Source organism: Vibrio sp. D417a (assembly GCF_030248595.1).
Lineage (GTDB): Bacteria > Pseudomonadota > Gammaproteobacteria > Enterobacterales > Vibrionaceae > Vibrio > Vibrio alginolyticus.
The window spans coordinates 22134-41806 of record NZ_JAHGAM010000035.1; the positions used below are offsets into that span (position 1 = coordinate 22134).

Annotated in this window: 17 protein-coding genes; 11 read left to right on the forward strand and 6 right to left on the reverse strand. The window is 46.4% G+C overall.

The features are described 5' to 3' along the window. The first annotated feature begins 415 nt into the window (after nucleotides 1-415). The 6 genes from KI742_RS21810 to KI742_RS21835 all read left to right on the forward strand — a co-directional run bounded on the left by KI742_RS21810 (nucleotide 416) and on the right by KI742_RS21835 (nucleotide 9375). On the forward strand, nucleotides 416-3370 hold the full coding sequence (locus KI742_RS21810) for an ExeM/NucH family extracellular endonuclease (protein ID WP_285385660.1): 2955 nt from the start codon (nucleotides 416-418) through the stop codon (nucleotides 3368-3370). A 189-nt stretch (nucleotides 3371-3559) separates the two neighbouring features. Continuing rightward, the gene (locus tag KI742_RS21815) at nucleotides 3560-4147 is read left to right on the forward strand and encodes an aminodeoxychorismate/anthranilate synthase component II (RefSeq protein WP_033907164.1); all 588 of its coding nucleotides are present in this window, start codon (nucleotides 3560-3562) and stop codon (nucleotides 4145-4147) included. 361 nt (nucleotides 4148-4508) lie between these two features. Further along, on the forward strand, nucleotides 4509-5720 hold the full coding sequence (locus tag KI742_RS21820) for an aspartate aminotransferase family protein (protein ID WP_005381420.1): 1212 nt from the start codon (nucleotides 4509-4511) through the stop codon (nucleotides 5718-5720). A gap of 109 nt (nucleotides 5721-5829) precedes the next feature. Beyond that, nucleotides 5830-6849 (forward strand): arginine N-succinyltransferase, encoded by a 1020-nt coding sequence (astA, locus tag KI742_RS21825; RefSeq protein ID WP_005381422.1) that lies wholly within the window; start codon nucleotides 5830-5832, stop codon nucleotides 6847-6849. Between the two features lie 28 nt (nucleotides 6850-6877). Next, nucleotides 6878-8335: a succinylglutamate-semialdehyde dehydrogenase gene (astD, locus tag KI742_RS21830; RefSeq protein WP_005381424.1), complete on the forward strand. Its 1458-nt coding sequence runs from the start codon at nucleotides 6878-6880 to the stop codon at nucleotides 8333-8335. Between the two features lie 248 nt (nucleotides 8336-8583). Next, nucleotides 8584-9375, forward strand: coding sequence for a DUF1338 domain-containing protein (locus KI742_RS21835; RefSeq protein ID WP_042523639.1), 792 nt, complete (start codon nucleotides 8584-8586; stop codon nucleotides 9373-9375). A 136-nt stretch (nucleotides 9376-9511) separates the two neighbouring features. On the opposite strand, the gene crp is transcribed toward KI742_RS21835, so the two are convergent. The 6 genes from crp to KI742_RS21865 form a co-directional block, all read right to left on the reverse strand. Next, nucleotides 9512-10144, reverse strand: coding sequence for a cAMP-activated global transcriptional regulator CRP (gene crp / locus KI742_RS21840; protein ID WP_005381432.1), 633 nt, complete (start codon nucleotides 10142-10144; stop codon nucleotides 9512-9514). Nucleotides 10145-10384: 240 nt separating this feature from the next. Then, the gene (locus tag KI742_RS21845) at nucleotides 10385-11254 is read right to left on the reverse strand and encodes a phosphoribulokinase (RefSeq protein WP_005381434.1); all 870 of its coding nucleotides are present in this window, start codon (nucleotides 11252-11254) and stop codon (nucleotides 10385-10387) included. A 125-nt stretch (nucleotides 11255-11379) separates the two neighbouring features. Further along, nucleotides 11380-11592, reverse strand: coding sequence for a YheU family protein (locus KI742_RS21850; protein WP_005382815.1), 213 nt, complete (start codon nucleotides 11590-11592; stop codon nucleotides 11380-11382). A gap of 33 nt (nucleotides 11593-11625) precedes the next feature. Next, nucleotides 11626-12633 (reverse strand): hydrolase, encoded by a 1008-nt coding sequence (locus tag KI742_RS21855; RefSeq protein WP_033907159.1) that lies wholly within the window; start codon nucleotides 12631-12633, stop codon nucleotides 11626-11628. 87 nt (nucleotides 12634-12720) lie between these two features. Continuing rightward, nucleotides 12721-13209 carry a TIGR02444 family protein gene (locus KI742_RS21860; RefSeq protein ID WP_033907158.1) on the reverse strand — a complete coding sequence of 163 codons (489 nt, stop codon included), beginning with the start codon at nucleotides 13207-13209 and terminating at the stop codon, nucleotides 12721-12723. Further along, complete coding sequence (locus KI742_RS21865; protein WP_042523641.1) at nucleotides 13206-15125, reverse strand: ABC transporter ATP-binding protein; 1920 nt, start codon at nucleotides 15123-15125, stop codon at nucleotides 13206-13208. The genes KI742_RS21860 and KI742_RS21865 overlap by 4 nt, the downstream gene beginning before the upstream one ends. Nucleotides 15126-15334: 209 nt before the next feature. On the opposite strand from KI742_RS21865, the gene kefG reads away from it, so the two are divergent. The 5 genes from kefG (at nucleotide 15335) to KI742_RS21890 (ending at nucleotide 19659) form a co-directional block, all read left to right on the forward strand. Next, the gene (kefG, locus tag KI742_RS21870; protein WP_005381444.1) at nucleotides 15335-15928 is read left to right on the forward strand and encodes a glutathione-regulated potassium-efflux system ancillary protein KefG; all 594 of its coding nucleotides are present in this window, start codon (nucleotides 15335-15337) and stop codon (nucleotides 15926-15928) included. Continuing rightward, nucleotides 15912-17708 (forward strand): glutathione-regulated potassium-efflux system protein KefB, encoded by a 1797-nt coding sequence (gene kefB, locus KI742_RS21875; protein ID WP_017633740.1) that lies wholly within the window; start codon nucleotides 15912-15914, stop codon nucleotides 17706-17708. Before kefG ends, kefB begins: the two co-directional genes overlap by 17 nt. Nucleotides 17709-17741: 33 nt before the next feature. Continuing rightward, complete coding sequence (locus tag KI742_RS21880; RefSeq protein ID WP_005381449.1) at nucleotides 17742-17942, forward strand: YheV family putative zinc ribbon protein; 201 nt, start codon at nucleotides 17742-17744, stop codon at nucleotides 17940-17942. Nucleotides 17943-18034: 92 nt separating this feature from the next. Then, complete coding sequence (slyD, locus tag KI742_RS21885) at nucleotides 18035-18586, forward strand: peptidylprolyl isomerase (RefSeq protein WP_005381451.1); 552 nt, start codon at nucleotides 18035-18037, stop codon at nucleotides 18584-18586. Between the two features lie 131 nt (nucleotides 18587-18717). Then, nucleotides 18718-19659, forward strand: coding sequence for an isoaspartyl peptidase/L-asparaginase family protein (locus tag KI742_RS21890; RefSeq protein ID WP_115386342.1), 942 nt, complete (start codon nucleotides 18718-18720; stop codon nucleotides 19657-19659). The last annotated feature ends 14 nt before the right edge of the window (nucleotides 19660-19673 follow it).

The window sequence follows — 19673 nt, forward strand, 5'->3', positions numbered from 1 at the left end:
GGGGCCTATATAAGAGAGAACGAAGCGAGTAATAGATTCTTGGGCTTGAACAGTGATACAAGTGAAAATTAAAGCATTCTAAATTAGTGACTAATTATATTTTTATTTGTAACAGGAACGGTTGGATTAATAAGCAACTCAACAAGTGATGTATTTTCTACTCCTTAACATGAAGTGAAAAAGTAAACTGAGTAATCAATCTAAATTCTGACTTGTTTATCAATAGCGCTCTGTATTTATTACAAAAAATGTTTGAATGGGATGCTCTGGCATATTTTCTTATATTCACATGTGATTCATTTCACGGCTTTAATTACTCATTCTTATTTATTTCATAAATAAACCTGATAGTAGACGCAAATGGCAGGCTCTAACCAGAGCTAAGTTTGCATTTACATAAATATCAGGTATGACAATGGACACGTTAATCAAACCCTCAATACTCGCATTAACCATCGCCAGTGCACTTAGTGCAAACGCGAACGCAGAGATTATTATTTCCCAATACATAGAAGGCGGCGCTTATAATAAAGCGGTAGAGATCGCTAATACGGGTGATACTGCGGTGACACTCACTGGCTACGAGTTGGCGAAATCATCAAACGGTGGTGGTACTTGGGGTAGCACATTCGACCTTAGCCAAGTGACGCTACAAGCTAACCAAGTGTATGTACTGGCGCATGGTGACGCGAGCGATACCATCAAAGCTGTCTCGGATATCACAGATAAAAGCGTTGCGAACTTTAACGGTGACGACCCGATCGCACTGCTGAAAGATGGTGAAGTGCACGACATCATCGGTGTGATGGGTGACGTAGATTTTGGTAAAGACACCACATTAGTTCGTAACAGTGATGCACTAACCCCTTCTGCTACTTATGATGCATCTCAGTGGACGGCATTTGAGAAAGACAACATTGACGGCCTTGGTGAGCTAAATGCGACTGAGCCACCAGCACCATTCGCTTGTGAAGTCGACGGTCAGCAACCTAACTTCACTACCATCCAAGATATTCAAGGTGAAGGCGATACGTCTCAATTCATTGATGGTTACCCATACATTACTAACGAAGATCATTTCGTAACGGGTGTCGTGACTGCTGTTACCACTGGCCTAACCAAAGGTTTCTACCTACAAGCATTAGAAAGCGACAACAACGACAAGACCTCAGAAGGCTTGTTCATTCATACTGACGCGGCAGACACGGCGCTGAAAGCTGGTGACGTTGTTTGTGTGAAAGGTAAAGTTCAAGAGTATTACAGCAATACTCAGCTTGCTTCTGATGCTAACAGCTATGTGAAAACAGGCACCTCTGAAACCTCTCGAGTTACCGATCTTGTTATCAAAGAAGGTGAGACACTACGTGATGCGCTTGAGCGTCATGAAGGGATGCAAGTTGAGTTAACCTCGGCAAGTGACTTGTTTGTAACTCGAAACTTCTCTTACGACTACGATTCACGTCGTAACAATATGATGCTCTCTCATGAAGCGCCATTGTTAAAGCCGACTCAATTACACGCAGCAGAGAGCGATGCGGCCGTTGAGCTAGCAAAAGACAACGCAGCAAACCGCGTATACCTAGAATCAGATGGCAAAGCACCAAACGGCCAAATTCCTTACTACCCTGATTTTGCTAAAGATGCAGACCAAGATGGCTCTTCTGAGCAGCACATTCGTCTTGGTTCGCGAGTAGAAGGTCTGCAGGGCGTCGTGGCTTACAGCTACAACGAATACCGCCTGATTGCGACCAATGAAGTTGATAACACCAACTTCGTGACTTCAGGTGAAGGCTTCGACGTGGCTCGTAAAGATGCCCCAGCGATTGCGGACTCAGATTTGCGTATTGCAAGCTTCAACGTACTGAACTACTTCAACTCCGTGGCTGACAGTGGTCATGAAAACCCAACCGGACAAAACCGTGGTGCGACTAATCTAGACGAATTCCTGATCCAGCAAGCGAAAATCGTTGCGGCGATGAACAAGATGGACGCTGACATCATTGGTTTGATGGAAGTCGAGAACAATGGCTTTGGTGATGGCAGTGCTATCCAAAACTTAGTTGATGCCCTAAATGCTGAGATTGATGACGCTGAAGATCATTACACGTATGTCGAAATCGAAGAGCAAGACAAATACCAAGACGAATACTTTGGCAGTGATGCGATCATGGTGGCGATTTTATATCGTGCTAACGCAGTAACGCCAAAAGACGCTGCAAAAGTGATCATCACGCCAGAGCAGCACATTGCAGAAAACACAATTACTCGTAAAGAGGGCACAGAAAGTAACCCTGCTTACGATAAGTACCAACGACACAGTCTACTTCAGACCTTTACGGTGAAAGAGACGGGTGAAGATTTGTCTATTGTCGTAAACCACTTTAAGTCGAAAGGCTCTGAGTGTATTGAAGAGTGGATTGCTGGTGTAGAAGATTCTGAGCCAGCGGATCTGCAAGGCAACTGTAACAACTTCCGCGTTTCTGCTGCGCACGCAGTGGGTGAAGCGTTGAAAGAGGTGAAAGGCGATGTATTGCTCATGGGCGATCTCAATGCTTATGGCATGGAAGACCCACTTCTGACACTGACTGATTACTCGAAAGAGAAATACGGCCGTGACATTTATACTGCTGCTTACACAACCATTGGTGATGGTGAACTTCAAGTAGAGAAGACCAAAATTGAAAAAGGTTACGGTCTGCACAACTTAAACACGTTGCTGCACGGCGCTGATACGTTTTCTTACACCTATTCGGGCGAGCTGGGTAATTTGGACCACGCATTGGCAAGCAGTAGCCTAGCGCAAAAAGTGGTAGCAATTGAAGATTGGCACATCAACTCACTAGAGAGTAACTTGTTCGAATACAGCAGCAAGTACACAGGTGATATGCCGAAGTACAAAGATGCGTTCTCTGCCTCTGACCACGATCCAGTGATCATCGCGATTGATTTACCAGATGATGACATCGATTTACCGAAAGCAGGTGACAACTTAGCCGTCGATGTCCGTTTACCACCAACGGCGGTTGTAGGTGATATTGTTACGGTGAACTTAACGCCATCCACACAAGCGGCTGCGGCAAGCAGCGATACGAAAGCTTACTCGGCTAGCCAAACCTTAGTTCAAGCTGATATTGATGCGCGTAGCGTGAATATTGAGTTTGAACAAACGCCAGAGCAAGGTAATTATCAGTTAGAAGAGAAAGTGACTGACTCGACAGGTAATATCGTGAAGTTTAGCTCTGTTCGTGATGTTTCAATGACGCAAACTGAAACTGGAACAGAAGGGTCGAAGGATTCAGATGGTGGTTCGTTTGGTTTTGGCGCGCTATTTGCGCTGCTAGGTCTCGGCTTATTCCGCCGTCGCCGCTAAGCGAATTTATTTCCTGATAAACCTTTCCTAAATAGCTGTAAAGACCAAAGGCCAGCCTATGCTGGCCTTTTTATTCAGCAAAAACTTGCCTTTCTTGCTTGGTATAGCAAAATACCGCCCTTGATTGTCACGAACGTGGCGATTCACTACGTAAGCATTGCCAAAACGGATTGGAGCAACCGACCCTTTATGTTGTTGATCATCGATAACTACGACTCTTTTACCTACAACCTTTACCAATACTTCTGCGAGCTTGGTGCAGACGTAAAGGTGGTGCGTAACGATGAAATCGATATCCAAGGCATTGAGGCGATCAACCCAACTCATTTGGTGATCTCGCCAGGGCCATGTACGCCGAACGAAGCAGGTATTTCACTGAAAGCGATAGAACACTTCGCTGGTAAGCTTCCAATATTGGGTGTTTGCCTTGGCCATCAAGCGATAGCGCAAGTGTTTGGGGGCGAAGTGGTACGTGCACGACAAGTGATGCACGGTAAGACCTCACCGATTCGTCATAACGGTCGTAGTGTGTTTAAAAATCTGAATAACCCACTCACGGTAACTCGTTATCACTCTCTTGTGGTGAAAAACGGTACTTTACCCGACGTGTTTGAACTGACTGCATGGACAGAACTGCCTGACGGAAGCATGGATGAAATAATGGGTTACCAACATAAAACCTTGCCAATTGATGCGGTGCAGTTCCACCCAGAATCAATCAAAACTGAGCAAGGTCACGAGTTGCTTGCGAACTTTTTAGCGCGCAAAGCGATCTGATCGCGATCACTTTTCTTAACAAATCATTCATCTTTTTGCTGAGGTGAGCGGATTGCAAAACTATGCGGTTCTCTCGAGTCTCTTTGTCTATTCATGTCTTTTTAAACCTTCTATCCCCTGTATTACATAACATTTATAAAAAATCACTTCTCTATTTTACTTTCTTGATGCATAAATAGTCATAAGCAGTGATTAATGGAAGTTGCTTTCGAGAACGAAAAGAATAAATCACTATTGAAATGGTTAATTAAATGTAAATACAATGCCGCAATAGCTTAAATGCAAAACATTATTTGCTGGCAAAGAGAGCCGGTTAAATTCGCTTATCTGCTACGCATGCGGTATCAAGAAGGAATGTGCAATGACAACGGAAATTAAAGTAGAGCGCGGTTTATTCGATGAGGTAATGGTACCTTGCTATAACCCGATGGAAATGATCCCTGTTAAAGGTGAAGGTTCACGTGTTTGGGATCAGGAAGGTAATGAATACATCGACTTTGCTGGTGGTATTGCAGTGAGCTGTCTTGGCCATTGTCATCCAGTAATGGTAAACGCACTAACAGAGCAAGCTAACAAGCTTTGGCACTTAAGTAACGTTATGACGAACGAACCAGCCCTTCGTCTGGCGAAAAAGCTAACAGAAGTGAGTTTTGCTGAGCGTGTGTTCTTTGCTAACTCTGGCGCAGAAGCAAACGAAGCCGCTTTGAAGCTGGCACGTCGTTATGCAGCAGACGTTCATGGCACTGAGAAGTCTGAAATCATTGCATTCAAACAAGGTTTCCACGGTCGTACATTCTTTACCGTAACGGTTGGTGGCCAAGCGGCATACTCTGACGGCTTCGGTCCTAAGCCAGGCGACGTGACACACCTTCCTTACAACGATATCGAAGCTTTACAAGCACACATGTCTGATCGTACTTGTGCGGTCATGATGGAGCCACTACAAGGTGAAGGCGGCATCGTGCCACCAACGCCTGAGTTCGCTCAAGCGGTTCGCGAGCTGTGTGACAAACACAACGCCTTACTGATCTTCGATGAAGTGCAAACTGGTAATGGCCGAACAGGTAACTTCTACGCTTACCAAGGTTTAGGTATCACGCCAGATATTCTAAGTACTGCGAAATCACTTGGTGGCGGTTTCCCGATCGGTGCAATGCTAACGACAGCAAAATTGGCAGAGCACATGAAAGTGGGCACTCACGGTTCTACATATGGCGGTAACCCACTAGCGTGTGCGGTTGCAGAAGCGGTTGTAAATGAAGTTACTAAGCCAGAGGTGTTGGCTGGTGTGCTAGAACGCGAAGCAATGTTCCGTGAAGGTCTAGAGAAGATCAACGCGAAGTACAACATCTTCTCAGAAGTGCGCGGTCAAGGCCTATTACTTGGCGCTGCACTAAATGAAGAATGGCAAGGCCGTGCGCGTGACGTGCTGGTTGCTGCAGGTAAACAAGGTCTCATGGTATTGGTTGCGGGTGCCAATGTCGTACGTTTCACACCATCACTCGTTATCACACAACAAGAAATTGAAGAAGGCTTGGCGAAACTGGATAAAGCGATCGCGACTTTAGTTTAAGCGCGATATCAGTTTAAACGTCAACGCAGACACCCCCGTCAAGGATCTCTGATGGGGGAATTGTTCCTACAATATAGTTAGGATCTTCTTGCATCTGGAGGGAGTATTGATGCTAGTAGTTCGCCCTATCGCGATGTCGGATTACGACGCACTGCACACTTGTGCGGTGGAGTCTGGTCACGGATTTACATCTCTACCGGTTAACGAAGAACTGTTAACCAATCGAATCAAACATTCAGAGTACAGCTTTGGTAAGCCAGATGTGGCAGAACCAGGCGATGAAGGCTACCTGATGGTTGGCTTTGACTCTGAAACGGGTGAGGTTGCGGGTACCACCGGAATCGAAGCATCTATCGGCTGGGATGTCCCATTTTACTCATATCACATTAGTAAAGTCGTGCACTCGTCGCCAAAGCTTGGCGTTAACAACGTCGTTAAACTGCTTACTTTTGGTAATAACTACACGGGTAACAGCGAAATTTGTACCTTGTTCTTGCGTGAGAAATTCCGCCAAGGTCTGAATGGTCGTCTAATGTCGAAGTGTCGTTTCCTAATGATGGCAGAGCACCCAGAGCGCTTCTCTGAAACGATCTTTGCGGAGATGCGTGGCGTTTCAGACGACGAGGGTAATTCACCATTCTGGCAATGGCTTCAAGAGCATTTCTTCTCTATCGATTTCACGCTTGCAGATTACCTGACAGGTATCGGCAAGAAAGGCTTTATCGCCGACTTGATGCCGAAACTGCCTATTTACATCAACCTGCTCAGCCCAGAAGCGCAAGCCGTGATTGGTCAAGTACATGACAACACGCGTCCAGCGCTGAAGCTGCTTGAGCGTGAAGGTTTTACCAACCGAGGCTACGTCGACATCTTCGATGGTGGCCCAACGGTTGAGTGTGATCTGCGTAATATTGAGTCGGTACGTCATTCATTCCGTGCGCAAGTCAAAATCTCTGAACATTCCAGCACACAAGACTTCTTGATGTGTAATTCATCTTTCGAGAACTTCCGTGCGACAGTCACTAAAGCGGCGTATGACGCAGAAACACAAAGCGTGATGATTGCACCAGACGTTGCGGATGCACTTTCGGTTGAAGAAGGGGATTTCGTTCGCCTTCTTCCGCAGTAACAGACGACAGAATTTAAGGATAGAAACAATGACACATTGGATTGCAGGTGAATGGGTACAAGGTCAGGGTGAAGCATTTACGTCTCTGTCGCCGTACAACCAAGAAGTGATCTGGCAAGGCAAAGGTGCAACGGCAGAGCAGGTGAACCAGGCGGTATCTGCAGCGCGTGAAGCGTTTATTGACTGGAAAAAGCGTCCATTTTCAGAGCGTGAGGCAATCGTGTTGGCTTTTGCGGAGAAAGTAAAAGAGAACAGCGAAAAAATCGCCGAAGTGATTGCCAAAGAAACTGGTAAGCCGATTTGGGAAACGCGCACTGAAGCAGCAGCCATGGCAGGTAAAATTGCCATTTCGATTCGCGCTTATCATGACCGTACTGGTGAGGCGAGCCGTGAAGCAGCAGGCAACCAAATCGTATTGCGCCACCGCCCATTGGGCGTGATGGCGGTGTTTGGTCCTTACAACTTCCCAGGCCACCTACCAAATGGTCACATTGTGCCTGCGCTACTGGCTGGTAACACGGTAGTCTTCAAACCGTCTGAGCAAACGCCATGGACGGGTGAATTGGCAATGAAGTTATGGGAAGAAGCCGGTCTGCCGAAAGGCGTGATTAACCTTGTTCAAGGCGCGAAAGAAACTGGTATCGCCCTAGCTGACGCAAAAGGCATTGATGGCGTACTGTTTACGGGTAGCGCGAATACGGGGCATGTATTACACCGTCAATTTGCGGGTCAACCGGGCAAGATGCTCGCACTAGAAATGGGGGGTAATAACCCGATGGTGATCTCTGATAAATATGGTGATTTGGATGCCACGGTTTATACCATCATCCAGTCAGCGTTTATCAGTGCTGGGCAGCGTTGTACGTGTGCTCGTCGTTTGTATGTGCCATTGGGTGAAAAAGGTGATGCGCTTATCACCAAGCTCGTTGAAGCGACACGCAATATTCGCGTAGACCAACCATTTGCAGAACCTGCGCCATTTATGGGACCGCAAATATCGGTCGCGGCAGCCAAGTTTATTCTTGATGCACAAGCTAACCTACAGTCTCTTGGCGGTGAAAGCTTAATTGAAGCGAAAGCAGGAGAGGCGGCATTTGTTTCTCCAGGCATCATTGATGTAACGAACATTGCTGAGTTACCAGATGAAGAGTACTTCGGCCCACTTCTGCAAGTGGTGCGCTACGAAGGATTAGACAAAGCCGTGGCGCTAGCAAACGATACGCGCTTTGGCTTATCTGCTGGTTTGGTTTCAACCGACGACCAAGAATGGGAATACTTCGTTGACCACATTCGTGCAGGTATCGTGAACCGTAACCGCCAGCTCACTGGTGCAAGCGGTGATGCGCCATTTGGTGGTCCGGGGGCGTCGGGTAACTTGCGCCCAAGCGCTTACTACGCAGCAGATTACTGTGCGTACCCAATGGCATCAATGGAAGGTCAAGAAACTGTCTTGCCTGCAACATTGAGTCCAGGTGTAGCGCTATAAGTTTTAATTATAGAGTCGCAACTATGCATTGCGGCTCACCTTGCCGGCGCATCATTTAGGTATGGGTTGTAGTGATCGTTGGCAGAACACGAAAAGTGAGCAAAGACTCGGAAAAGCGTGTTGACTGACTGGCATTTACCGTCACAGGTTGATGGTTGCTCGTTCATTATTCTGGACAACTTTTGTTGTGAACGAGCAGCCAACTTCCGCTTACCTTTAAACTCTACATCTCGTAACAAGGAGTCGTTATGACGCCCGATGTGTTATTTGAATCGCTATGGCAAGATTACATTCAACGTCTTTGCCCTTCGGCTGCTAAAGTGCATCAGCTGCTTCAAGAAGATGAGCCTCTGATTAATGATCATATAGCTTTACGTACCTTCAATATCGCGCCTCTTGGTATTGAAACTCTAGCTAAGCCATTTGTAGCTATTGGTTACAAGGCTTGTGGTGATTACGTTTTCGAAAGCAAAAAGCTGGTTGCTAAGCACTATGAGCACCCAGATCCGAAGCAACCTAAAGTATTTATTAGTGAGCTAAAAGTTGAAGAGTGCTCACCTGAGCTACAAGAAATTGTGAAAAATTTGGTGGCACAAGTCGATGCTGACAAACTGAACGATAGCGCATTCTTACATGGTGGACGCTTGTGGGATTTAAGCTTTGCTGATTACCAAACATTGGCTAAAGAAAGTGAGTACGCATCTTGGCTTGCGGCGCATGGTTACGGAGCAAACCACTTCACGGTGAGCGTTAACCAGCTCAATGAATATGAAGAAGTGAAGCAGGTAAACGATCATCTGCGTACCGCTGGGTTTACCATTAATGAAAATGGTGGTGAAGTGAAGGGTACTCCTGAGGTGTTGCTAGAGCAGTCATCGACCATGGCAGATAAAGTAGCGGTTCGTTTTAGCGAAGGCACTGAAATTATCCCTGGCGGGTTTTATGAATTTGCTAAGCGCTATCCGATGGAAAATGGTGATTTGTACCCAGGTTTCGTGGCCGCTTCAGCGGACAAAATCTTTGAAAGTACGAATGGCTAAGTTTTAGGGTTAACCTGTTAAGCTTACTCATTAGTGTTCGCTGCACCCTATCTCATTTGGTCATGAGTAAATAAAAAGCCACCAATGTTGCCATTGGTGGCTTTTATAATTTTGTTCGTGTCACTCTAGTTCGAGATTAACGAGTACCGTAAACCACGATGGTTTTACCGTGAGCAGAGATTAGGTTCTGCTCTTCTAGCATCTTCAAGATACGACCTACTGTCTCACGAGAACAGCCAACAATTTGACCGATTTCTTGACGAGTGATCTTGATTTGCATGCCGTCTGGGTGAGTCATTGCGTCTGGTTGTTTTGCAAGGTTCAGAAGCGTCTGAGCGATACGACCAGTTACGTCTAGGAACGCCAGGTCACCCACTTTTTGGCTAGTTACTTGAAGACGACGAGCCATCTGCGCAGAAAGACGCATTAGGATGTCTGGGTTTACTTGGATAAGCTGACGGAACTTCTTGAAAGAAATTTCAGCAACTTCACAAGGAGATTTAGCACGAACCCAAGCTGTGCGCTCTTGGTCTTCCTCGAATAGACCAAGTTCACCAATAAAGTCTCCTTGGTTTAGGTAAGAAAGGATCATCTCCTTACCTTCTTCGTCTTTGATAAGAACCGCAACAGAACCTTTAACGATGTAGTACAAAGTTTCTGCCTTTTCGCCCGCGTGAATTAGCGTGCTCTTTGAAGGGTACTTATGAATATGACAGTGTGAAAGAAACCACTCTAATGTTGGGTCGGTTTGAGGTTTACCTAGAACCATAATATCTCACTTCCTCTGCAGGGTACGCTTGCGCTATCCATATTTTAGCTAAGCCTGAATTAGGCCTACTAGAATAAGAGCACTTTTTATATGCTGCAAGCTCTCTTGTGTTTCGGTAAGAAATAGTATCCTTTTTCGAAAACGATTTCTTGATTTTAATCGTGCCATGATTGAGATTTTGTAAGCAAAACTGTGCACATGATCACGGTATGAAAAGTAAACATCTTCGCAGGCAGGTTTTTAGCCAATTTTCCCTGTTTCGATGAGCTGTTGTAGGATAGGCCGAACTATGAGCTCCATTGCAAAGCTCATCTTACCGCCGGGTACGACAATCGTGTTGTGGCGTGACATGAATGAGCCATCAATCATGGCCAGCAGATATGGGAAGTCGACATTCTTGATACCGCGTAGGCGAATCACCACAAAACTCTCATCCAAACTAGGGATGCCTTTTGCATTAAGTGGGTTGGAAGTATCAACGGTCGGTACGCGCTGGAAGTTGATGTGAGTACGAGAAAACTGCGGAGTGATATAGTTGAGGTAATCGTCCATGGATCGCACGATTGAGTCCATTACCGCTTCACGCGAATGGCCGCGATCGCGAGTGTCACGTACGAATTTTTGTATCCACTCTAAGTTCACAATCGGCACCATGCCGATTAAGAAATCCACATGTTGAGCAACATTAACATCGCCATCGACCACGCCACCATGTAACCCTTCATAAAACAGAACGTCGCTGTTTTCGGGTAAGTCTTGCCACGGTGTAAACGTGCCTGGCATTTGATTGTAGGGAACCGCTTCGTCAAACGTGTGCAGATAACGGCGCACGCTGCCAGTGCCGTCATGCCCGAACTTACGGAAAAACTCTTCTAATCCCGGGAAGTCATTAGCTTGTGGGCCAAAGTAGCTAATGTGTCGACCTTGCTCGCGGGCTTTGCGAATTTCGATGTCCATTTCTGGGCGAGTAAAGCGATGGAAGCTATCGCCTTCAACCCATGCGGGTTTAACGTTCATCATATTGAACATTTTACGGAAGGCTTCAGATGTAGTGGTCGTGCCGGCACCGGACGAACCAGTAACCGCAATAATTGGGTGTTTAGCTGACATGACAAACCTTGTCGAAAATTACTTACCTGTAATGTGCAGTAGAGTTACTACTGCACGGTCGATATCCCACTATAGCACGTAACAATACCTTGTCATCGAGTGGGATACGGTAAAATGTGAAGGGTCTAAAATTTTGTTTTATGCTGAATATCGACGGTTTCGTGTAGCTCAGAGAACACGATAACCGCTTCACCTTTTTCCAATTGAGCTTTAACTTGATCAATTTTGTCTTGCAAAGAAACCTCGACGGTTCCGTAATCCGTTCCTTCGCGTAAGACGAATTCACGAATTAAGTTTTCCAATGTTTCCGGCGCAATGTCTTGCCATGGAATGATCATAAATACCTCTAACTTTTATGATGAGCGGCTAGTTTACTGCGTTCGTTGCTTGGATACAGCAGAAAGGTAATCTGCGGCGATACTTTCGTAATACGCGGGCAGCGCTTCCTCCAACCAAAACTTAGGTTTTAACGCCGTTCCTGTCAGGAAACCAACATGGCCACCGTGTTCAAAGAGACGGTAATCAATGTTATCTGGCAGAACAAATTTCGGGATCACATCGTCGGTCATGAATGGATCGTCTTTGGCGTGAATGATCAGTGTCGGTAGCGTGATCTGTTGTAATTTACTTAAGCCAGAACATTGATCGTAATAATCTTGTGCGTCTTTAAAACCGTGCAGTGGTGCCGTGATCAAATCATCGAATTCATACAGCCGTGTGACACGTTTTATTGAGTTGTAGGACAGCGCAAGCTCACCATGCAGTAGATGATGCTTTTGTAACGCGTTACGTTTCAGTGAAGAAAGCAGGTAACGGCGATACACTTTTGAAAAGCCTTGTTCTATACGGTTCGCACACGCCGCTAGGTCTAAAGGCGCTGAGATAATAGTCGCTGCATTCAAAATAGGGTGGTCTTTATATTGGGCTAAATAATTCGCCAACATGTTACCGCCAAGAGAAATACCAACTGCAACTTTGGGATTATCAGGAAAACGTTGTTCAAGGTGCTCTAGGAAGTAACGAGCATCCGTCACTTCTCCCGAGTGATAAGCTCGTGCTTTTTTGTTTGGTTTACCGCTGCAGCCACGAAAATGCATCATCACCGACAGCCATCCAGATTGAGCAAATGCATTCATTAGCCCATTGGCATAAGGGCTATAGAAGCACCCCTCTAACCCATGAAATAAAACAAAAATCGGCTTTTTTTGTGCAGGCTCTTGGGTTGGGTCCTCGCTCCACGCGAGATCGAGAAAGTCGCCATCGGATGTATCGAGGGTTTGCCAAATCGGCGTAAATAACGCTTTTTTGCGAATAAAACGCGGCAAAAGCGTTTGGAGATGCGGGTTTTTGATCCCGGCGGCTGCGAAAAATTGTGTCATACCTAACTGCTCTTATGCGGTCCTTCGGTGTCCGTTGAAGAACTTATTAATATAATCCTTTATAAAGATTATAGGTATTCTACAGATTTATGGGCGTTTTGGTGGTTGAATGTTTGGCACCGGAATAGCAAAGGCTTGCTGCAAATGCTCCCCACCGAGTTGACGACAGTATCTCAACGTCAGTGGGTCACCATCATTTTTGAGTAGTGCAAGTGAGTTAATGCAGTCCACCAAATCCGCTTGTTGCTGCTTTTCTAGTTGCAGCTCAAACTGCAAGGTCTCACGATACAAAGCGTCATTGACTTGAGACTTAAGGTGGCGACGAAGGTCGCGAAAGGAGTGAAGTAAAGTTTCGCTCCTACCTAGACAGTCTTGCACCAAGGGCCAGTCTTTTTCTTGGAAAATGAGTTGCTGCTCATCGAGCCATCTGAGCAGCAGGAGTAGGTTCACGTTACCGTGATAATTGTTCTGTAATGATAAACACGCCTCTTTCACTTCTCGCACACCATAAAATTGCAGACTAAACTGCCAAAGGTGTTCTAGGGTGAGTGTGTATTCAGCGTGTTGATTACTCATTGATTAAACTCTAGCTCCATCTGCTCCAACGTTTCTTGAGCAGACATCCATTCCATTTCAATTTCTTCGAGCTCAGCTTTACTGGAAGCTTGAAGTGCCAGCACTTGGTTAAGTTTAGCTTTATTTTCGGCCGCATACAGTGAGTTGTCCGCCAATTGTTCTTCAGCTTCGGCCAGTGCAGCACCTAACTTATCCATTTTATTTTCTAGTTGTGTCAGCGTTTTGCGAATTGGCGCTGTCTGTTTTCGAAACTCTGCATCGCGACGTTTTTGCTCTTTCTTCGCAGCTGCGCTGTTGGCCGTATCTTTGCTTGGCTGCGCAGCCTGCGCTTCTTTGCGTTCCGCTCTTTGTTGTTCGGTTAACCATTTGTAATAGTCATTTAAGTCACCGTCGAACGGAGCAACTTGTCTATCATGCACTAAATACAAGTCATCGGTCGTAGCGCGCAGTAAATAGCGGTCGTGCGAAACAATCACCATCGCACCTTCGAATGTTTGCAGTGCCATCGTCAATGCTTGGCGCATGTCCAAGTCTAAGTGGTTGGTCGGTTCATCAAGTAGCAACAGGTTTGGCTTTTGCCACACAATTAAAGCCAATACCAAACGGGCTTTTTCGCCACCAGAAAACGGCGCAACTTTTTCTAGTGCTTTGTCACCTTGGAAGCCAAAGCTACCTAGGTAATCACGTAGCTGCTGTTCGGTTTGATCGGGTGCGATTTGCATCATGTGTTGCAGCGGCGTTTCTTCAGGATGAAGCGTTTCTAACTGGTGCTGAGCGAAGTAACCAATTTTCACGCCTTGTGAGTAAGTTAGGTCACCACCTTGCGCGTTAAGTTCACCAGAGAGCAGCTTGATTAAGGTCGATTTACCCGCACCATTACGGCCGAGTAAACCAATACGACTGCCAGGAACCAAGTTCAAGCGGATCTTCTCTAAGATGAGGTTGTCACCGTAACCTGCAGATACTTCATCCATCATCATGATTGGGTTTGGCAGCGCAGCTGGCTCACGGAATTGGAAGCTAAATGGGTTATCGAATTGAGCTGGCAGTACTTTTTCCATGCGCTCCAAAGCTTTGATACGGCTTTGGGCTTGGCGTGCTTTTGATGCTTTGTAACGGAAGCGGTCGATGTAGCTTTGCATGTGCGACATCTGCTTCTGTTGCTTTTCAAACATCGCTTGTTGTAACACCATCTTTTGTGCGCGTTGGTTTTCGAATGACGAGTAGTTACCCGTGTATTCGTTCAGCTGCTGATTCTCGATGTGAATGATGCGACCAACGATTGGATCAAGGAAGTCTCGGTCGTGCGAGATCAGAATCAGCGTGCCAGGGTAGTTTTGTAGCCAACGCTCTAACCACATTACCGCGTCCAAATCCAAGTGGTTGGTTGGCTCATCGAGTAGCAATAAGTCAGAACGGCACAATAGCGCTTGAGCCAAGTTAAGACGCATACGCCAACCACCCGAGAATTGGGTCAAACTCCAACTCATTTGCTCTTGGCTGAACCCTAAACCATCGAGCAGTTCTGCCGCGCGAGCGCGAATGCTGTAACCACCAATGGTTTCAATTTTACCGTGTATCTCGGCAACTAGGGTTCCGTTGTCTTGTGTTTCTGCTTCAGCTAACTGCTTTTCGAGAGCGCGGTATTCGCGATCACCATCAATGACGTATTCCAGTGCAGTGCGCTCTAGCGCAGGCGTTTCCTGTGCGACCCAGGCCAACTCCCAATGTTGAGGTTGGCTAAATGAGCCTGCATCAATTGACAGTTCATCTTTCAGTAGGGCAAACAGCGTTGATTTACCGCAGCCGTTTTTGCCCACAAGACCGACTTTATCGCCAGGGTGAATAGTCGCAGAAGCTTGGTCTAAAAGAGGTTTACCGCCACGCAGTAACTGAATATCAGAGAAGGTAATCATAAAGTTTTCATTCACTTTGCGCAGTGCGCGTTGCTTGGTTACATAGCGAAGTGGTTTCAATCGTTTTTAAAGCCACTTGGGTATATATCTAGCGGTGAATAGTAGGGGTATTGACCGGAAAAGTCGATTGATTCGCTTTAATTGCATTATGCTGTACAAAAAAGTATAACAATTTGATAACGGATAAAAATAACCACAAGGACGACCATTTGGCTGTTGCACCGTCTATTCTCCCAAAAGTTCTGGTCATTTATGCTCATCCAGAGCCACATAACTCGATTGCCAATCAAGTGATGATAAAAAAAGCTCAGTCGCTTGATCACGTCACTGTGCACGATCTTTACGGTGTTTACCCCGATTTCTTTATTGATGTGAATTATGAACATGAGTTGTTGCTCGCTCACGATGTGATCGTATTTCACCACCCACTTTATATGTATTCATGTCCAGCCCTATTAAAAGAGTGGCTAGACCGAGTGTTAGGTAAAGGCTTTGCGTTTGGCGGAGGTGCGGCGCTAGAAGGAAAATACTGGCGCAGTGTCATTACAACAGGTGGTAAAGAAGAAGCCTTCAGCGCGAAGGGGTACAACAAATACCCACTTGAGCAAATCTTGCAACCGTTTGAACTGACGGCAGCCCTATGCCAGATGCACTGGATTGAACCACTGGTGTTGTATTGGTCAAGAAATGTTTCAGATATTGAACGCTACGAACATGCCGAGTTATACCGTGGATGGCTGAGTAACCCACTTGAAAACTGGCAAGCGGCAGATCGAGGAGGTCAGTATGGCGATCACCAGTGAGTTTCTTCAAAGCAGTGTGGTCTTTCTTTCGGCTGCGGTTATTGCGGTGCCGATTGCTCAGCGCCTTGGGCTTGGCTCGGTTTTAGGTTATTTACTCGCTGGTGTGTTGATTGGCCCATGGGGGCTTGGCTTAATTAGCGACGTTGATGCCATTTTGCATTTTGCCGAGCTTGGGGTTGTGTTGTTACTGTTTTTGATAGGGCTGGAATTAAACCCTAAAAAATTGTGGCAGATGCGAGGGCCGATTTTAGGTTTAGGCGGTGCGCAGGTTGTGGTCACGACCGCCGTGATTGGTAGTGTCGTCAGTATGTTTGGCGTAAGCATGCAAGTGAGTTTAGTGATCGGGATGGGGTTGGCGCTGTCCTCGACGGCGATTGCGCTTAAAGTCATTGAAGAGCAAGGGCTTAATGGTACCGAAACGGGGCAATCTGGTTTTGCGGTGCTGCTCTTTCAAGATATTGCAGTGATCCCGATGCTGGCGATGTTGCCCTTGCTAGCAGGCGGGCATAGTGGTGGAAGTTGGTTGGATGTCTTCACTATTTTAGGCAGTGTGGTAGCACTGTTGATTGGTGGTCACTTTTTACTACGTCCGCTATTTCGTTTTGTCGTGATGAGCGGCGTTCGTGAACTCTTTACCGTTGCTGCACTTTTAGTCGTGCTTGGCATTTCGGTCGTGATGCAAAAGCTCGGCCTTTCGATGGCATTGGGGACTTTTTTAGCAGGCGTTTTGCTGGCAGAGAGTGAGTATCGCCATGAGTTGGAAATCGCTATCGAGCCATTTAAAGGTCTGTTGTTGGGGTTATTCTTTATTGCGGTGGGCATGGCGGTAAACTTGGGGTTATTGGCATTACATCCTTTAGAGATTCTCGGTGCGGTGGTGGCTTTGGTCGTGGTTAAGGGTTTGGTTTTGTATGCATTGGCGAGAGCTGCCCGTGTCGGAGCCAAAGCGAGAAGCCGTATGGCTGCAATTTTGAGCCAAGGCGGTGAGTTTGCCTTTGTTATATTTACCGCGGCGAGCCAAGAGGGCATTTTGTCCAAAGAGCAAGTGGCGTTTCTGTTGGTGGTGGTCAGTCTATCCATGGTGACGACTCCTCTTTTGCTGATGGGACAAAAGAAGTGGTTTGCTCATACCCTGAATCAAGAAGAAGAGGGCATGACCACGAAAGTCGTGGATCGCCGACCACGCGTTATCATTGCAGGCTTTGGACGTTTCGGTCAGATCGTCGGACGTTTAATGTATGCCAATAAAATCAAAGTGACAGTATTAGAAAGTGATGCCAGCCAAATCCACCTATTACGTAAGTATGGTTACAAAGTGTTTTATGGCGATGCTACACAAATTGACCTATTGAGGGCTGCTGGCGCTGATAAAGCGGAAGCATTGATTATTTGTACTGATTCACCTGATGAGGTGATGGCTATCGTGGACATTTGTCGCGTGCACTTCCCGAAACTTAAGTTGTTAGCCCGAGCAAGAAGCCGTGTCGAGGCTTACCAGTTAATGAGTCATGGTGTAGAGAATTACTCTCGTGAAACATTTTTAGGGGCGCTAGATCTCGGTCGCCAAGCGCTCGTAGAACTGGGTATGCATCCTTATCAAGCAAAGCGGGCAGAAGCACATTTTCGCAAGTTGGATAATGCTATGCTTAAGGACTTATTGCCTCAACACAATGAAGATAAGAAATTAGCTCAAAGGGCGAAAGAGGCACGCAAAGAGCTAGAAGAAATATTTGGTCGTGAAATGGAGAGCGACCATCAGTCACCTAATCATTGGAAGTAGTACTTGAGCCAAGACTCAAGCTAAGGAAATAGCGTGAAAATCAAGAAACGTTTTATTGCCGGCGCTAGCTGCCCAAATTGCAGCCAGCAAGATACCCTGCGCTGGTGGATTGAAAATAACATCGAGTTAGTTGAGTGTGTCGAGTGTGAGTTTACAGAGCAGCGTAAACCACAATCTGTAGAGAAAAATAAACACTCAGATCAGGAAATGATCGGAATTTTTAAGCCGGAGTAATTGAACTTCGATAATTGATCCCCATAATACACCCAGATATCTCAGTACTTAACCCCATTCAGGTTAAGTCAATTAATCTCCCTGGAGTTAGTATGAAAATTGAAAAGAACGTTGTTGCAAGCCTTGCATACAAAGTAATGATGGAAGACGGTGTCGTTGTTGATCAATCAACAGCAGAAGCACCTCTAGATTACCTTCACGGTCACAACAACCTAATCACAGGTCTTGAAAAAGAACTTGAAGGTAAAGTGGCTGGCGACAAGTTCTCAGTAACGGTAGCTCCTGAAGAAGCTTACGGTGAGCACAACGATGCGCTAGTACAGCGCGTTCCTGCGGACGTGTTCCAAGGCGTTGAGCAAATCGAAGTGGGCATGCGCTTCCTAGCTGACACTGACCAAGGTCCAATCCCTGTTGAAGTAACAGAAGTTGACGGCAACGAAGTGGTTGTTGACGGTAACCATATGTTAGCTGGTCAAACACTAACTTTCGAAGTAGAAGTTATGTCTACACGTGAAGCAACAGCAGAAGAGATCGAACACGGTCACATCCATCAAGGTGGTGGCTGTTGTGGTGGTCACGATCATGACCACGATCACGAAGAAGAAGGCGGCTGCTGTGGCGGCGGTAGCTGTGGTTCTCACTAATCATAAGCGCCTTCACTAGATAATCTTATCTAGCAAAGCTTTGAAAAGCGCAAGTTGAGTTTTCAACTTGCGCTTTTTGTTTATCTAAGGTGTAGTGCCAACCATACAAGGAATAACAGTTGGACAAAGCGATGACGAAACCTTTCTCGATTGCCATTCATGGCGGTGCAGGCACCATCTTGCGTGAACAGATGAGCGATGAGCTGCAACAATCCATCTTGGCGGATTTAGAAGCTGCGGTAAAAGCGGGAGATCAAATTCTAGAAACGGGCGGTGAAGCCTTAGATGCCGTCGTAGCGGCAGTGAAAGTATTGGAAGACTCTCCTAACTTTAATGCGGGTAAAGGCTCAGTGCTGACCAACAACGAAATGGTAGAAATGGACGCTTCTGTGATGGATGGGCGAAACCTTGCAGCAGGTGCGGTCGCTGGGGTTCGTCATATCAGAAACCCAATTGAGCTCGCTCGTGACGTGATGCGAAACAGCAATCATGTGTTGTTGGTGGGTGAGGGCGCAGAGAAGTTTGCTTTTGAGCAAGGTCATGAGTATACCGAGCAAGATTACTTCTTTACTGATCGCCGTTATGAGCAGTTACTGTCTATGCGTGAGAAAGGACTGTTTGCTTTGTCGGAATCTCGTTACCCAGATGACCGTAAGCACGGTACGGTTGGTGCGGTGGCATTGGACCAACAAGGCAACTTAGCCGCTGCCACCAGTACGGGTGGCGTGACGAATAAGAAATACAACCGAGTCGGAGATTCTGCTCTTATTGGTTGTGGTACGGTGGCCGAAAATGGCGTCGTGGCAGTTTCCACTACGGGTGTCGGCGAGTTCTTTATTCGTAAACGTGTTGCGGAAGACGTTGCAGCACGTATGCGTTACTTACAAGAAGATATTCATACGGCTTGTGAACACATTATCCAAGGTGATCTCAAACAGATGGGCGGAGAGGGCGGTTTGATTGCCATTGATGCTAAAGGTGAGATGCACTTTGCGATGAACAGTTCTGGCATGTACCGAGCAGGCATTAATACGCAAGGCGAGCTGAGCGTTAAAATCTACGCCGACGAATAGCTTCCTCTTGAGTA

Excerpts from the sequence above, each read along its gene's own strand:
- KI742_RS21810 (WP_285385660.1), top strand. The coding sequence starts at position 416 with ATGGACACGTTAATCAAACCCTCAATACTCGCATTAACCATCGCCAGT.
- KI742_RS21815 (WP_033907164.1), top strand. The coding sequence starts at position 3,560 with ATGTTGTTGATCATCGATAACTACGACTCTTTTACCTACAACCTTTAC.
- KI742_RS21820 (WP_005381420.1), top strand. The coding sequence starts at position 4,509 with ATGACAACGGAAATTAAAGTAGAGCGCGGTTTATTCGATGAGGTAATG.
- astA (WP_005381422.1), top strand. The coding sequence starts at position 5,830 with ATGCTAGTAGTTCGCCCTATCGCGATGTCGGATTACGACGCACTGCAC.
- astD (WP_005381424.1), top strand. The coding sequence starts at position 6,878 with ATGACACATTGGATTGCAGGTGAATGGGTACAAGGTCAGGGTGAAGCA.
- KI742_RS21835 (WP_042523639.1), top strand. The coding sequence starts at position 8,584 with ATGACGCCCGATGTGTTATTTGAATCGCTATGGCAAGATTACATTCAA.
- crp (WP_005381432.1), bottom strand. The coding sequence starts at position 10,144 with ATGGTTCTAGGTAAACCTCAAACCGACCCAACATTAGAGTGGTTTCTT.
- KI742_RS21845 (WP_005381434.1), bottom strand. The coding sequence starts at position 11,254 with ATGTCAGCTAAACACCCAATTATTGCGGTTACTGGTTCGTCCGGTGCC.
- KI742_RS21850 (WP_005382815.1), bottom strand. The coding sequence starts at position 11,592 with ATGATCATTCCATGGCAAGACATTGCGCCGGAAACATTGGAAAACTTA.
- KI742_RS21855 (WP_033907159.1), bottom strand. The coding sequence starts at position 12,633 with ATGACACAATTTTTCGCAGCCGCCGGGATCAAAAACCCGCATCTCCAA.
- KI742_RS21860 (WP_033907158.1), bottom strand. The coding sequence starts at position 13,209 with ATGAGTAATCAACACGCTGAATACACACTCACCCTAGAACACCTTTGG.
- KI742_RS21865 (WP_042523641.1), bottom strand. The coding sequence starts at position 15,125 with ATGATTACCTTCTCTGATATTCAGTTACTGCGTGGCGGTAAACCTCTT.
- kefB (WP_017633740.1), top strand. The coding sequence starts at position 15,912 with ATGGCGATCACCAGTGAGTTTCTTCAAAGCAGTGTGGTCTTTCTTTCG.
- slyD (WP_005381451.1), top strand. The coding sequence starts at position 18,035 with ATGAAAATTGAAAAGAACGTTGTTGCAAGCCTTGCATACAAAGTAATG.
- KI742_RS21890 (WP_115386342.1), top strand. The coding sequence starts at position 18,718 with ATGACGAAACCTTTCTCGATTGCCATTCATGGCGGTGCAGGCACCATC.